At 68.1% G+C, this 16,227-nt stretch carries 6 protein-coding genes; 2 read left to right on the forward strand and 4 right to left on the reverse strand.

All coding sequences use genetic code 11. From position 1 onward, the window contains the following. Positions 1 to 57 precede the first annotated feature (57 nt). A complete protein-coding gene (locus ACVOK1_RS05825) occupies positions 58 to 2,403 on the reverse strand; it encodes a TonB-dependent receptor (protein ID WP_481561403.1) in 2,346 nt (781 codons plus the stop codon). Between the two features lie 109 nt (positions 2,404 to 2,512). On the opposite strand from ACVOK1_RS05825, the gene ACVOK1_RS05830 reads away from it, so the two are divergent. Further along, positions 2,513 to 7,180: an ATP-dependent helicase gene (locus ACVOK1_RS05830; RefSeq protein WP_481561404.1), complete on the forward strand. Its 4,668-nt coding sequence runs from the start codon at positions 2,513 to 2,515 to the stop codon at positions 7,178 to 7,180. On the opposite strand, the gene aceE is transcribed toward ACVOK1_RS05830, so the two are convergent. From aceE to ACVOK1_RS05845, 3 genes are all read right to left on the reverse strand, one after another. Further along, positions 7,181 to 9,853 carry a pyruvate dehydrogenase (acetyl-transferring), homodimeric type gene (gene aceE / locus ACVOK1_RS05835; protein WP_481561405.1) on the reverse strand — a complete coding sequence of 891 codons (2,673 nt, stop codon included), beginning with the start codon at positions 9,851 to 9,853 and terminating at the stop codon, positions 7,181 to 7,183. 200 nt (positions 9,854 to 10,053) lie between these two features. After that, positions 10,054 to 12,165, reverse strand: a complete 2,112-nt coding sequence (locus ACVOK1_RS05840; RefSeq protein WP_481561406.1) for a phosphocholine-specific phospholipase C — start codon at positions 12,163 to 12,165, stop codon at positions 10,054 to 10,056. A gap of 7 nt (positions 12,166 to 12,172) precedes the next feature. Continuing rightward, positions 12,173 to 14,551, reverse strand: coding sequence for a TonB-dependent receptor (locus ACVOK1_RS05845; RefSeq protein WP_481561407.1), 2,379 nt, complete (start codon positions 14,549 to 14,551; stop codon positions 12,173 to 12,175). A 248-nt stretch (positions 14,552 to 14,799) separates the two neighbouring features. Here ACVOK1_RS05845 and ACVOK1_RS05850 point away from each other — a divergent pair, with 248 nt between their 5' ends. Continuing rightward, the gene (locus ACVOK1_RS05850; RefSeq protein ID WP_481561408.1) at positions 14,800 to 16,227 is read left to right on the forward strand and encodes an OmpA family protein; all 1,428 of its coding nucleotides are present in this window, start codon (positions 14,800 to 14,802) and stop codon (positions 16,225 to 16,227) included.

Genomic DNA, 16,227 nt, shown 5'->3' on the forward strand with positions numbered 1-16,227 from the left:
TGCGCGGAATCGCGCCCGCGGTTCACGTTCCGCAGGCGCTGGGGTGCCGGCTCTGGTTCAGAGCCGCACGGTCACGCCCACCTGGAAGCCACGCCCCGGCAGTGGCGCGATGTATTTCAGTGGCGAGTTGTGCGGGCGCGCCTCTTCGTTGAGCAGGTTGCTGCCGTTGATGAAGACCTCCATCCCGGCCACGGCGGTCGTGTGCAGGGGAATCTCCCGGCTCAGCTGCAGGTCGACCAGGGTGAACGCATCCAGTGGTACTTCTTCGCTGACGTTGCGGCCCAGGTACTTCTGCGTGTCGTAGTAGGTGCTCGACAGCTGCGCCTTCCAGCCCTCGCGCTGCCATTGCACGGTGGCGCCGTAACGGTTGGTCGGCATGTTGGGCAGGTATTCGCCATCGTTATGGGCGCGCAGCGAATCGGGGTGGTCGGCCTTGTTCTTCACCAGGTCGGCAAAGGCCGATACCTCCAGGCTGCCGAAGCGACCGAGCATCAGTGACTGCGAGGCATCGACCTCGAAACCCTTCACCGTCGTATCGGTCTGCTTCCAGTACTTCAGCGGCAGGCGGTTGGCGGTCTGCAGGCCGGAGTAGCCCAGGTACAGGTAGTTTTCGTAACGCATGCGGTAAGCGGTGGCCGACAGCTGGAAGCCGGCCAGGTGGAACAGGCCGGTCAGCTCGAGGTTCTTCGCACGTTCCGGGTCCAGGTTCTGGTTGCCTTCCTCCTGGGTCATCACCGAATAATGCGCATTGCTGGCGTAGAGCTCATTGATCTCCGGTGCGCGCTGCGAGGAGGAGTAACGCACCTTGGCGGTGAACAGCGGGCCGAGTTCAACGTAGGCGCCGATGCTGTAGCTGTTGAGCCTGAAGTCGCGGTCCTGCAGCGTGGTGTTGGCGGAATTGCGCGCCGTCTTGAAGCTGCTCGGCCGCAATGTGTGGTCTACGCGTTCGTGGCGCACGCCGGCATCGAACGAGGCCCAGTCGAAGTCCATTGTTTCCTTCAGGAACACCGCCTGGCTGCGCGTATCGACGTTGGGCAGGTAGCGCAGCGATCCGCTGCCGGTGACGTCACGCGACTGCTGGCTGAGACCGAGCAGGCCGCTCAGCGGGCCGACGCGGCGATGGGCCAGCAGCAGTTCGGCCTGGGTGCTTTCAAAGTCGTAATCGTTGGCCTTGCTGGTACCCAGGCGTTCGCCCGAGGTGTTGTCCAGCTGCGAGACGCGCAGCTCGGCACGCTCGATGCCCGGCACCGGGTCGCGCAGCAGGGCTTCCAGCGCATAGCGCTCCTGCTTGATGACCACGCCCACAGGCAGGCCGTCGGCGTAGTTGGAACCGAAGGACAGGTTCTGCATCGAGAAGCCCGGCACGCCGTATTCGCTGTCCTTGGCATCAATACTGACACCCACGTAGCCGCGGTCGAAGAACAGGGTCGAGCCGAGAGCCACCTGGGAACTGCGTGAGTAGCTGTTGCCCAGGCGGTGGTGGTAGTCCGGGGTGACGTCGTTGTTGATCCGCTTCTGCACATAGGACGGCGTGCCGGCGACGTAGTCCGGATTGACCGGATTGACGTAAGTCTGGCGCTGCCAGACCGAGGTCGGGCTGTTGGTGTAGAAGGAGAACTCGCCATCGGCCCAGTCCGGGTTCTCGGTCATGAACTGGTCGATGTAGGGTTGCGAGGCTTTGTTGTAGACCTGCTGCACCCGGGCCTCCTTCTGGCAGGCATCGGCCAGCGCCGAGTTGACCCCGCCGGCGGCCGGGAACAGCTGGCTGTTGCAGGCGGCCGCCTTGCTGTTGCCGGGAATGTCGTAGTGCGAGATGCGCTGCCGCGAGACCTGCAGGTTGGTGGAGACGTTGCGCTGGTTGTTGAAGTTCATCCGGAAGCCCTGCGCATCGGCGGCGTTGAAGCCCTTGCGCAGCACCAGTTCCATCGACTGGTCCTTGTCTTCCATCGAGCGCGGGATCAGCCCGGAGTCGACCTCGACGCTGCCGCCGATGGCGTTGCCGCCGTAGCGCACCGTGTCGGAGGACTTGTTGACGGTGACGCTGCGCACGAACAGCGGGTCGAATGGAATGTTGATGTCGCCGCTGATCGCGTTCATGCCAAGGATGGACTGGCCGTCCTGCAGGATCTGCACGCGGTTGCCGCTCAGGCTGCGGATGACCGGCGCGCCGGCGTTGGGCCCGAAGGCGCTGCTCTGCACGCCGGACACATGCTCGAGCAGGCCGCCGAGTGTGCGGATCTGGGCCTGCGGGTTGTCGACGGTGACCCGGCTGTCGATGCGTGAGGGCTGGCTGGCTTCCACCTGCAGGGTGGGAAGGGTGGGCGCGTCCGCCGCCCTGGCGGAATGGAGGGCGACGGACTGAAGGGCGAGGGGGATGGCTGCAGCTAGCAGGTGGCGACGCATGACACGCTCCGTAAAAATGGCGTGAAATGTTATAACGTAACTATTCGTAACGACAAACGATTTCTTCGCCGTATCATCGAAGCCATCATCGATGGCGACCGGCCCTGTCTTGGATTCCCTGCAGCACTTCCATCCCGCCACCCGTGACTGGTTCCGTTCCGCGTTCGCCGCATCGACGCCGGTGCAGGACCAGGCGTGGGCGTCGATCGCCGCGGGCCAGCACACCCTGGTGGTGGCGCCGACCGGATCGGGCAAGACGCTGGCTGCGTTCCTGCATGCGATCGACCAGGTGTTCGCCGAGCGCGATGGCGACGCACGCCGCGACCCGGCGGCCAAGCCCGTACCGCGCACGCGCGTGCTGTACCTGTCGCCGATCAAGGCATTGGGCAGCGATGTGCAGCGCAACCTGCAGGTGCCCCTGCAGGGCATCAGCGCCCGCCGCGGCGAGCGCGGCGATCCGGCGGTGGCCCTGACCGTGGCCATGCGCACCGGCGATACCAGCAGCAGTGACCGCGCACGCCTGGTGCGGCGCCCGCCGGATATCCTGATCACCACGCCAGAGTCGCTGTACCTGATGCTGACCTCGCAGGCGAGGGAGATCCTGCGCGATGTGCATACGGTGATCCTCGATGAGATCCATGCGGTGGCGGGCGGCAAGCGTGGCTCGCACCTGGCGCTGAGCCTGGAGCGGCTCGACGCGCTGCTGCAGGTGCCCGCACAACGCATCGGCCTGTCGGCAACGGTGCGCCCGGTCGAGGGTGTTGCCGCCTTCCTCGGCGGTGATCGCCCGGTGCAGGTGGTGCAGCCGCCTTCGCAGCGGCAGCTGGAACTGAAGATTGTGGTGCCGGTGGAGGACATGACCGACCTGGTCGTGCACGGTCCCGGCGAAGGACGCGGGGCCGGCACGCGCACCGGTTCGATCTGGCCGCATGTGGAAGCCAGCATTCTCGACAACGTGATGCGGCATCGCTCCACGATTGTCTTTGCCAATTCGCGTGGCGTGGCGGAACGGTTGACGGCGCGACTCAACGAGCTGCATGCCGAGCGCACGGGCGTCGAGCCTGCGGGCGAAGCGGATGCTTCGGATACAGCCGCCTACGGATCGTTCACCGGCAGCACGGTGAACCGTGTCACCACGCCGGCCTCGGTGATCGCCCGCTCGCACCACGGCTCGGTGTCCAAGGAACAGCGCGCCGCCATCGAGCAGGCGCTGAAGTCGGGTGACCTGCGCTGCGTGGTCGCCACCTCCAGTCTTGAGCTGGGCATCGACATGGGCCTGGTGGACCTGGTGATCCAGGTCGCGGCGCCGCCTTCGGTGTCCAGTGCACTGCAGCGGGTGGGCCGTGCCGGTCACCAGGTGGGCGGCATGTCACGCGGCCTGCTGTATCCGCGTACGCGCCGTGATCTGGTCGATGCCGCGGTGGTGGTCGACAGCATGCTGGATGGACGCATCGAAGCTCTCGATCCGCCGCGCAATCCGCTCGATGTGCTGGCCCAGCAGACCGTGGCGGCGGTAGCGATGGAGCCACTCGATGTCGAGGCCTGGTTCGCACGCGTGCGCCGGGCTGCGCCGTACCGCACGCTGCCGCGCAGTGCCTTCGACGCAGTGCTGGACATGCTGGCCGGCCGCTATCCGTCCGATGAGTTCGCCGGTTTCCGCCCGCGGCTTGTCTGGGACCGGAAGACCGGCACGTTGACCGCACGTCCTGGCGCCCGCCAGCTGGCGGTGACCAGCGGCGGCACCATTCCCGACCGTGGCATGTATGCCGTCGTGCTGCCCGAAGGCGAAGAACAGGCGGGATCGCGCCGTGTCGGCGAGCTGGATGAAGAGATGGTCCACGAGTCGCGGGTGAATGATGTGATCACCCTCGGCGCAACGTCCTGGCGCATCGACCAGATCACTCTTGACCAGGTCGTGGTGACGCCAGCGCCGGGGCGCTCGGCGCGGCTGCCGTTCTGGCGCGGCGAAGGCATCGGCCGCCCGGCCGAGCTGGGGCAGGCCACCGGCGCCTTCCTGGCGGAACTCGAGACCGAGCCTGACGGCGCTGCCGAGCCGTCGCCGGCATTGCTCGCCCGGCTGCGCGATCGCGGCCTGGATGAACGCGCTATCAGCAACATGCTGGCGCTCGTGGCCGAACAGCAGCAGGCCACCGGTGCTCTGCCGACCGACCTGCGCCTGGTCGTCGAGCGCTGCCGTGATGAACTCGGCGACTGGCGGGTGATGCTGCATTCGCCCTACGGCCGCCGCGTGCACGATCCCTGGGCGCTGGCGGTGGCTGCGCGCCTGCGCGAACAGGCTGGCATCGATCCGGCCGTGGTGGCCAGCGACGACGGCATCATCGTCCGCATGCCCGACCGCAGCGGTACACCGCCTGGCGCGGAACTGTTCCTGTTCGATGCGTCCCACCTGCGCCAGGTCATCAATCGCTCGGTCGCCGGTTCCGCGTTGTTCGCCGCACGTTTCCGTGAGTGTGCCTCGCGCGCGCTGCTGCTGCCGCGGCGCACGCCGGGCAAGCGCTCGCCGTTGTGGCAGCAGCGCCTGCGTGCGGGGCAGCTGCTGGAGATCGCCCGTGGCCACGATGAGTTCCCGATTCTGGTGGAGACCGCGCGCGAGTGCCTGCAGGACGTCTACGACCTTGATGCACTGGATGCGCTGATGCTGCGCGTGCAGGCCGGCCAGGTCCAGGTGGTCGAGGTGGATACGGCCGTGCCATCGCCGTTCGCGGCGAACCTGCTGTTCGGCTATGTCGCCGAGTTCATGTACGAAGCCGATGTACCGCTGGCCGAACGGCGTGCATCGGTGCTGTCGCTCGACAGTGGCCTGCTGGCGGAACTGCTCGGCGAGGTGGATCTGGGCGAACTGCTGGACGATGCCGTGGTGGCCACCGTGGAGCGCGAGCTGCAACGCCTGGATCCGGCCCGCCACGCGCGTGGCAGCGAAGGCGTGGCCGACCTGCTGCGTGAGCTGGGCCCGCTGCCGGCCGTGGAGGTCGCACAGCGCATCACCGAGCCCGCGCAGGCGGATGCGTGGCTGCAGGCGCTGCAGGCGGCGGGTCGTGCGATCCGTGTTCCCGTCGCAGGGGTCCAGCAGTGGGCGGCGGTGGAGGATGCCGTGCGCCTGCGCGATGTCCTGGGCATCATCCCGCCTGCGGACGTGGCCGAGGTATTCCTGGCCCCGGTACCGGATCCGCTGGGCGATCTGCTCGGCCGCCACGCGCGCACCCATGGGCCCTTCAGCAGTGGCAGCGTGGCCGCCCGTTTCGGTCTTGGTGTGGCGGTGGTGGATGCTGCCCTGCACGCGCTGCAGGAACAGGGCCAGCTGGTACGTGGCCGGTTCGGCCTGGATCGTCGCGCGGCAGACGAAGTCGCAGCGGCGGCTTCACCGCGTGCAGGCCATGAGTGGGTGGGCACGGAGGTGCTGCAACGGCTGCGGCTGCGCTCCTTGCAGGCCGCCCGCGAGGCGACCCGCCCGGTCCCGGTGCAGGCCTATGTCGGTCTGCTGCTGCGGGGGCAGGGCGTGCTGCCTGGGGGCGCACGCCTGCGTGACAGCGAAGGCGTGCTGCAGGTGATCGAACAACTGGCGGGGCTGCCACTGCCGGCATCGCTGTGGGAACAGCAGGTGCTGCCCGCGCGCGTACCCGGCTACATGCCTGCGCTGCTGGATGAACTGCTGGCCACCGGCACGGTGCTCTGGGTCGGCCATGGCCGGCTGGGCGACGACGATGGACTGGTGTCGTTGCACCTGCGTGAGCGTGCCGCTGAAACCCTGCCGGTCACATCGGTGCAGGTCGAAGACTCACCGATGCAGCAGGCCATCCTGCAGGTGCTGGCCGACGGCGGTGCGTTCTTCGCCCGGCAACTGGCGATGCAGGTACAGCCGCGACTGGTCGGTGCGGACACGACGGGTGAGGATTTCCAGACGGCGCTGTGGCAGCTGGCCTGGCGTGGACACATCAGCAGTGACCTGTGGGCGCCGCTGCGTGCGCTGGGCGGAGCGCGGCCTGCACGGGCGCGGCCGACGCCGGTGTCGCGCCGCCGTCGCGGCTTTGCCTTCGCTCCGCTGACGACGGACACCGCAGGACTGGAGCTGGCCAGCAGCACGGGGCCGACGCTGGCGGGACGCTGGTCGCTGCTGCCGCGCGAGCGCGCCAGTGACACCCTGCGCGCGCTGGCGCAGACCGAGGCGCTGCTGGACCGCTACACGGTGGTCACCCGTAGCGCAGCGATGAGCGAAGCCGTGGCCGGTGGATTTCCGGCACTGCGCCCGGTGCTGCGCAGCATGGAGGATGCGGGCCAGCTGCTGCGCGGTCGCTTCGTGGAAGGCATGGGCGGTGCCCAGTTCGCCCAGCGCGACGACATCGACCGCCTGCGTGCCAGCGCCGAGCAGACACGTGGACCTGACGGCTGGGTTGCGCTGTCGGCGCTGGATCCCGCCAATCCGTTCGGCAGCCTGCTGCCGTGGCCCCAGCCCATCGCCGGGCCGCGTCCGGTGCGCCGGGCCGGTGCGATGGTGGTGATCGGCGAAGGCCGCCTGCAGCTGTATCTGCCGCAGGGTGGCCGCCAGCTGACCAGCTGGATCGAAGACAAGGCAGGCGACGTGGCCACGCGTTGGGCAAACGCGGCGCAGGCGCTGGCCGTTGGCCTGCGGCGTGGCCGGCGGCTGTCCTTCACCCTGGAGCGGATCAACGACGAGCCCGTCCATCGCGGGCCCGCCGTCGATGCGCTGCGCGCGGCGGGATTCAGCAACGAGCCGCGCGGGCTGGGCTGGAACGGCTGATCAGGCCGCGGCCGGATCAGCCTTGTCCACGTCAATGCCGTAGCGGTCAATCGCGGCCTGCACCAGCGTGCGCTCGATGCGGCCGTCATCGGCCAGTGCCTTCAACGCGGCCAGCACGATGAAGTGGCGGTCCACCTCGAAGAACGTGCGCAGTGATTCGCGCGTATCGGAACGGCCGAAACCATCGGTACCCAGGGCGATGAAGCGACGGTCATCAATGAAGGGGCGGATCTGGTCGGCGACGATCTTCATGTAATCGGTGGCCACCACCACCGGGCCAGCGTGCCCTGCAAGGCACTGCTGCACGTAGGGCACGCGCGCTTCGGCGGCGGGGTGCAGCAGGTTCCAGCGCTCGGCGGCCAGACCGTCGCGACGCAGTTCGGTCAGGCTGGTGGCGCTCCACACGTCACTGGCGATGCCGAAGTCCTGCTGCAGCAGGGTGGCGGCGGCCTCCACCTCGCGCAGGATCGCGCCACTGCCCATCAGCTGCACGCGTGGCTGCGCACTGGCATCGGCCGGAGCCGGGTGCAGCAGGTACAGGCCCTTGAGGATCCCGGCCTCGGCACCCTCGGGTAGGGCCGGGTGCGGGTAGTTCTCGTTGAGCAGGGTGATGTAGTAGTAGATGTCTTCCTGGTCCACGTACATGCGGCGCAGGCCGTCGTGGATGATCACCGCCAGCTCGAAGTTGTAGGTGGGGTCGTAGGAGATGCAGCTGGGAATGACCGAGGACAGCACGTGGCTGTGGCCATCATCGTGCTGCAGGCCTTCGCCCATCAGCGTGGTGCGGCCGGAGGTAGCACCCAGCAGGAAGCCGCGCGTGCGCGCATCGGCGGCGGCCCAGGCCAGGTCGCCCACCCGCTGCAGGCCGAACATCGAGTAGAAGATGTAGAACGGGATCGTCGCCAGGCCGTGGTTGCTGTAGGCGGTGCCCGCCGCGATCCACGAGCTGATCGCACCGGATTCGTTGATGCCTTCCTGCAGGATCTGCCCGTCGGTAGCTTCCTTGTAATAGCTCAGCTGGCCGGCATCCTGCGGGGTGTACAGCTGGCCCAGGTAGGAGTGGATGCCGATCTGGCGGAACAGGCCTTCCATGCCGAAGGTACGTGATTCATCGGGCACGATCGGAATGGTCAGCCTGCCCAGCTCCGGGTCCTTCAACAGCGTGGTGAGGATGCGCACGAAGCCCATGGTGGTGGACTGGCCACGGTCGCCGCTGCCCTGCAGCTGCGTGCCGAACGTTGACAGCGGCGGCACCGGCAGCGGCTCCACATGGGTACGCCGCGCCGGCAGCTGCCCGCCCTGTGCGCGGCGGCGTTCGGCGAAGTACGTTGCTTCGGCGCTGCCCGGCTGCGGGCGCAGGTAGGGCATCTGTTCCAGCTGTTCGTCGCTGACCGGCAGGTCGAAGCGGTCGCGGAAAGCGCGCACTGCATCGGCGCTCATCTTCTTCAGCTGGTGGTTGATGTTCTGGCCTTCGCCGGCCTCGCCCATGCCGAAGCCCTTTACCGTCTTGGCCAGCACCACCGTCGGCCGGCCGGTAGTCTGCATGGCCTGCAGGTAGGCCGCGTGCACCTTCTGCGGATCGTGGCCACCGCGTGCCAGCGCCCAGATCTGTTCGTCACTCATGTGCGCCACGCGGGCCAGCAGTTCCGGGTGGCCACCGAAGAAATGCTCGCGCACGTAGGCACCGTTCTGCGACTTGAACGTCTGGTAGTCGCCGTCCACGCATTCCATCATGCGCTGGCGCAGCAGGCCGTCGTGGTCGGCGGCCAGCAGCTCATCCCAGCCACCGCCCCAGATCACCTTGATGACATTCCAGCCCGCGGCACGGAAGGTGCCTTCCAGCTCCTGGATGACCTTGGCATTGCCACGCACCGGCCCGTCGAGGCGCTGCAGGTTGCAGTTGACCACGAACACCAGGTTGTCCAGGCGCTCGCGCCCGGCCAGGGAGATGGCGGCCAGCGACTCAGGCTGGTCCATCTCGCCATCACCAAGGAAGGCCCAGACCTTGCGGCCCTGGTGCGGCTTGAGCCCGCGGTATTCCAGGTAGCGCATGTAGCGCGCCTGGTAGGCGGCGGTGAGCGGGCCCAGGCCCATCGACACCGTGGGGAACTGCCAGAACTCGGGCATCAACCGCGGGTGTGGGTACGAGGACAGGCCTTCGCGCCCGGCTTCGCGGCGGAAGTTGTCCATCTGCTGATCGTCCAGGCGGCCTTCCAGGTAGGCGCGGCCGTAGATGCCGGGGGCGGAGTGGCCCTGGATGTAGATCATGTCGCCGTCAAAGGTCTCGGTGCGGCCACGGAAGAAATGATCGAAGCCCACGTCGTACAGCACTGCCGCCGACTGGTAGGTGGCGATGTGGCCGCCGACGTTGGAGTGCTTGCCAGCACGCAGCACCATCACCATTGCGTTCCAGCGGATCATCGCGTTGAGCCGCCGCTCGATGGCGAGGTCGCCGGGGTAGGGCGGCTGCCGGTGCAGCGGGATGCTGTTGGTGTAGGCGGTCCAGGCGCGCGTGTGCAGGTCGCCGTGCCGGTCTGCATCGAGGTCGGACAGCTGGTCGAGCAGGTAGTGCGCGCGCGGGCGGCCGCCGATCTCGAGCACGGCCTGCAGCGACTCGCGCCACTCGCGGGTTTCCTGCGGGTCGGTATCGATGGGGGAAGAGGTGTGGTTCATGGCGTTCTCCAGAAGGCGTCGCGCGGGCGCTGCGCGGCCACCGAGGAGACAAGCGTAGGTGTGCGCCTGCGCCGCCGATAGGCGGGCAGGGCTTGGGTCTGCGCGAATGCGGGGTTGCCGTTGTTCTGTAGAGCCGAGCCCATGCTCGGCTGCATTTTGTGGAGTGCAGCCGAGCATGGGCTCGGCTCTACAGGCCCCCCTCAGCCGTGCTCGAAGCGCAGCGGCTGGCCACCCATCGCCGGGTCGCTGGTGGCGGGGCGTCCGTCTTCAGCGCGGCCTGCCAGGCGCAGCTCGCTGTCACCGGCCACCACGTGCAGGTCATACCAGCCGGCGGTGGGCGCCGCGTCCCAGTCCAACGTGGTCAGCGCGCCGGCAGCCAGGCTCAGCGTCTTCTCCGGCATGTGCCCGGCATAGGCGCCGGCATGCACACGCACCGACTGCGTGGCACTGTCGGCATTGCGCAGCTGCAACCGCAGCTGGCCATCGCTCTGTTCAACCTGGGCCTGCAGCAGGGGCGCATCGGCAACGCCACGGAAGTGCCGGTGGAAGCCGTTCGAGCCCAGCAGCCACAGGTCGTAGCGGCCCTGCGCATCCAGTGCCCAGCGGTCCTGCAGCGGTGCACCGGGCAGCACCGTGTAGCGGCGCGGCAGGGCGGTCAGCTGCAGGCGGTCGTAGACATGCAGCACGCTGGCTGCACCTTCGCAGGCCAGCCGCAGGGTCACGCCGTCGGCAGCAAGCGCGTCCACCTGCGCCTGCGGACGATACGGCAATGCACGCGACGGGCGCGTACCCGCTTCCTGGCGCGCCGCCTGCAGGCCCTCGGGCAGCGCTGGCACGGTGCGACCCGGCAAGGCGGCGGCGCGCGCGGCGGTGGCGCTCACATCGGGCAGTCCACGCACGAACGGTCGGGTATCGCGCTGGGCGAAATCGAAGGCACTGGTCAGGTCGCCGCACACCGCGCGGCGCCACGGCGAGATGTCCGGCGCGGCCACGCCGAAGCGGCGTTCGATCAGGCGCAGCACCGAGGTGTGGTCGTACACCTGCGAATCGACCCAGCCCCCCCGGCTCCAGGGCGAGATCACATACAGCGGTACGCGCGGGCCCAGGCCATAGGGGCGGCCGCGAAGTTCGGCAGCGTCGTACTTCTCGTCGCCCGGCGCCGGGTGCTGGTGGTACTCGCCGTCGGTGCTGACCGACGAAGCGCCCGCCCAGCTGCCATCGGATCGTGCCGACGGTGGTGCCGGCGGCGGAACGTGATCGAAGAAGCCATCGTTCTCGTCGAACATCAGCAGCAGCGCGGTACGGCTCCACACGTCCGGGTCGGCGGTCAGCGCGTCGAGCACGCGCGCGGTGTAGGCCGCGCCCTGGGCCGGGCTGGAAGGGCCCGGGTGCTCGCTGCCGGCGGCATCGGCGATGATGAAGCTGACCTGCGGCAGGCGGCCATCGATGGCGTCCTGGCGCAGCTGGGCCAGGCCCCGCGTGCTGACCCCGCGCTGGCGCAGCGCATCGTCGTGGCCCGGCGCGCCGCTGTAGGCCTGGCGGAAGGTCTCGAAGCCGGCCAGCGGGTTGTCGGTGAAGTTGTCGGCCATGTCCTGGTAGATCTGCCAGGACACGCCCGCCTGCTGCAGGCGCTCGACATAGCTGGCCCAGCGGTACGACTCCGGATGCCCGCCGTGCTCCGGGAAATTGTCGTGCGAGTTGGCGATCACCGGGCCGCCCGCGCGGGCGAAGGCATCGTTGTGGCCGGTCCACAGGAACACCCGGTTCGGGTTGGTGCCGGCCTGCATGGCGCAGTGGTAGGCATCGCAGATGGTGAACGCTTCGGCCAGGGCGAACTGGAAGGGCAGGTCGGCGCGCTGGAAATAGCCCATGGCGTGGTTCTGCTTGGCCATCGGCCAGTGGCCCATGCGGCCGTGGTCCCACGCGCGCTGCGCGTCGGGCCAGGTGTGCGGGGTGCCTTCCACGCGCATGTAGCCGAAGTGTGCGGCCGTATCCAGCGGGAACGGCGCGATCGCGCGCTGGCCGCTGGCATCGGGCTGCAGCCACAGGCTGCGTGGGCCGTCCCCGCCGGCCAGCGGCGCGGCGGGGGCGACGAAGCGGTCGCCGAAACCACGCACGCCCGGCAGGGTGCCGAAGTAGTGATCGAACGAGCGGTTTTCCTGCATGAACACCACGATGTGCTGCAGGTCCTGCAGGCTGCGCGTCTGCGCGGCCGGGGCGATCGCTGCCGCCCGGGCGATGCTGGGCAGCAGCGGTGCCAGGCCGGCGGCGACGCCGGCCTGCAACAACCGGCGTCGGCCGATATCAGTCACGAATGCCTCACAGATCCACGCGGAAGGAGATGCCGACGGTGCGCGGCGCGCCGATGAAGGCCGCGTTGGCACCGTCCACCCCTGCAAGATAGCGCTTGTCGGTCAGGTTGCTCACCACCAGGTTGGCGCCCATGCCCTTCAGGCGCGGCGACAGGCCCTGCAGGTCGAAGCCGATGTTGGCGTTGAAGATGGTGGCCGAGGGCAGCTTGTTGACGTTGGCCGCATCCAGGTAGCGGGTGCCGAGGTAGCGGCCGGACAGGCCGAAGTTCCAGTTCTCACCCTGCCAGTCGGCCGACACCACCAGGATCTGCTCGGGCTGGCCGATCACCTTGGCGCCATCGACGATGCCCAGCTGGGTGTCACGCGCGGCATCGCCGCTGCCCAGGTACTTGGAGCGGTTGTAGGTGTAAGCCGCGTTGACCCGCCAGCCGTTGTCCCAGCCGTAGCCGAAGGCGGCTTCCAGGCCGTTGCTTTCCACGCCGCCGAAGTTCTCGTAGACGCCGTCGGTCTCGCCCAGGTAGTCGATGCCGCTGACGAAACCGGCCGGCAGGTAGACGATGCGGTTGTCGAACTTGATGTTGTACAGGGTGACCGAGGCGGTCAGCGGCCAGCGGCTGATGCGCATGCCTACTTCAATGTTGTCGGCCGTTTCCGGTTCGACGTTGCGGAAGCGCTGCGGGTCGGTTTCGCCGAGCACGCCGGAAGGAATCGCGGCGAAGTTCTGCGAGAAGCCGGCGAACAGTTCCATGCCTTCCACGCCCGGTGCCCAGGTGAAGCCGGTGGACAGCAGCGGATCGGACTTGGAGTCCGAGGTCACGTGCTCGCTGGCACCGATCACCCGGTTGCGCGACTGGTCGACGAAGAACTGCTTGACACCCACGCGCGCGCTGAACGGGCCGAAGCGGGCCACGTCCTCGACGTAGTACATCTGCTCGTCCACCTTGTACTTGTCCTCGAACTGCACCCAGTACGGCTGGTGGTCGAAGCCGATGTCCTGGCCGACGTTGAGCAGGCGGTGCCAGTCGCGGCGCGCGGAGCGGTCCAGCTTCTCCACCCACAGGCCGCCGCGGATCGTGTTGTCGACGCCGCCGAAGGTCTGCCGCCATTCGACATCGGCGGTCACGCCCATGCGGTCGTTGTCGTAGTGGGTGTGGCGGTAGGACTGCGCGCCTAGCACGTTGCCGGCGTAGCAGTTGGGATCATATTCGGCGCTGAAGCCCACGCGCGGCGTGCAGCCGGCAATCGGCTGGGCGCTGCTGCCATCGGGGTTCACGAAGTAGATCTGGCCCAGGTTGCTGCCGCCGTAGACGGTGCTGCCGCCGAGGTATTCGGACTGCGGGCGGCCGGCGCCATCATTGGTGACATCGGCCAGGTAAGGCGGCAGCCAGTCGCCGCGGCCCTGCATGCGGTGGCCATAGGCGGCCATCGAGGCCTTGAAGCCGTTGCCGCCGTCGAAGGCCGCGCGCAGGTAGCCGAAGGTGTTTTCGCGCAGCGCACGCGAACCGGAACGGTAGTTCTGGTCCAGGTAGGGGATGCCGGTGAGGGTGCCGACCAGATTGTCGCGGTCCGGGTTGGTGGCAAAGCCCTGCGGCGAAACGCTGGTGTACTCCGGCTCGTCGGCATCGTTGTAGGACAGGTAGCCGGTCAGCGTCCAGCGGTCCAGTTCGGTGATGAACTTGCCGGCGATGTGGTCGTTGCTGGTCTTGCCGCTGCCATCGATCCAGTCGCTCACGCGGGCCGAGGATGCGCTGACCCAGGCGCGGGTGTGCCCGCCGAGCACGCCGGTGTCGTAGCGCACGTAGTACTTGCGCGCATCGTTGTCACCGGCGCCGACGACGAAGCGCAGGCGGCTGTCATGCAGCGGATCACTGGTGAGGAAGTTGAGCGTGCCACCCAGCGCTTCGTTCGAGCGCGAGGAGATATCGGCCGTGCCCTGGCTGACCTCCACCGTTTCCAGGTCCAGGGTGTCGATGTAGCGGTTGGCCATCGAGCCGCCGCCGTAGCCCGAGCCACCATTGGGCAGGCCATCGATGGTGGTGCCGATCTGCTGCGTATCGCGGTTGGTGACGAAACCGCGCATGCTGATCTGCGTGCCCCACACCGATGAACCGGTGGCATCGGCTTCGCTGACCACCACGCCCGGCACTTCGTTGAGCGCGCCGTTGACGCTGCTCAGCACGGTCTGGCGGTTCAGTGTCTCGGTGCGCACCGACGTCTTGGCGTAACTGGTGGCCTGGCCGATCACCTGTACCTGGTCCAGGGTTCGTGCGTCGGCGCTGCGCGTTTCGGCGGCCTCGCCCTGCGGTGCTTCGGCCAGGGCGTCCAGTGCGGGGGCGATCAGCAGGGCAAGCAGCGAAACACGGGGAAAACGCGCAATCGTTCGCATCGAAACCAGACCTTGGGTGGGGGAAAGTGCGGGAGTTTCAGCAGCGCCAATGACATCACGGTGACGCGCGAACGCAGGAACGATGGCAATGTGTGGCCCGTCACGGCCATGGGCTATGCTCGGGCCCTTCTCAATGGACGTGAGGTGTGGCGATGCAGGCATGGACGAAGATCTGGCTTGGGGCCGCGGTGTTGCTGGTACTGGCAGGCTGCGAGCGGACACCCGTACCGGCTCCGGATGCGGCAAGGGTGCCTGCAGACACACCCGCGGTCCCTCCTGCCGCCGCCAGCGCTGCACCGGCTGCGGACGCCGTGCCGGGCCTCACTGATCGCGATGGCAAGCCCGTGCCGGTGCTGGCCTTCGACACCACCGCATTGTCGAGCAGCGGCGTGGCCCTGGGGGAACTGCCGTTCTTCAGCCTGCCGCAGGGCTATGCGCCGCAGAACGCCGCCAGCACGCGCGCCTGGGCGCGCTTCCCGTTCCGCATCGGCGATGGCGTGCACTGGGAGGAAGGCCCCAGCTGGTCGGCGCGCATCGTGGCAGACACCCGTGTTGCCGCGGACAAGACCTTCTCTGCGCTGGAAGTGCAGCGCAACTTCGACGGCGTGCTGGCGGCGGCCGGTGGGCACAAGGTGTTCGAAGGCAAGCTGCTGCGTGACATCTACTACGGCCCGCAGCTGGAAGACGAAATCGGCGGTGGCTTCATCGATGCGGTGAACATGGACCAGGACGCGGCGACCACGGTGTACGTGGTGCGCCAGGCCGATCGCACGGTCTGGGTGCAGCTTGCCGTGGACAGCAATGGGGCCGGGCTGGTGGTGCTGGATGCGGTGCCGTTCAAGGCTACCGCGCAGTGGTCCGGCAGCTTCCCGCACCTGGCCCTCCCGGCCGGCTACAGCGACCGCAATGCGCCGCAGAAGCGCGACTTCGACGCCTTCCCGTTCTGGAACGGCGAGCGCTTCGAACAGGTGGAAGGACGCACCTGGGCGCAGGATTTCGACAAGGGCGAGCACGCGTATTCGATGCACGAGGTGCGTCGCAACCTTGAGGCGATGATGGCGCAGGCCGGTGGCCGCAAGGTGTTCGAAGGCCGCATCCCGCGCGAGGCGGCCGACGGTGTGCCGCAGGCGGTCAAGGCGGCCTACAGCCATGCCGCCGGCTTCAGCTGGCAGGACTACGACACCGAGGTCTACCAGGTTGACCTGGCCGATGGTCGCCAGCTCTGGGTCCATGCGCGGCTGGAATATCTCAGCGCCGGCTGGGTGGTGGTCGAACGCAAGGGCTTCACCCAGACCGCTGCGCTGCTGCCGGCTGACGCACTGAAGAAGCAGCTGGACAGCGCTGGCCGGGTCGCCATCCAAGTCAACTTCGCCACCGACAAGGCGGACATCCTGCCCACGTCCGAACCCCAGCTGGCGCAGGTGCTGGAGCTGCTGCGTGCCGATCCCTCGCTGAAACTGTCCATTGAAGGCCACACCGACAACAGCGGTGCGGCGGCCCACAACCGCAGCCTGTCCGAAGCCCGGGCGGCATCGGTGGTGGCGGCGCTGGCCGGCAAGGGCATTGCGGCCGAGCGCCTGCAGGCAGCCGGTTTCGGTGCGGACAAACCGGTGGCCGACAATGGCAGCGAAGAGGGCAGGGCACGCAATCGACGCGTCGAGCTGGTCAAGCGCTGA

It is taken from the genome of Stenotrophomonas sp. STEN087 (assembly GCF_056759115.1).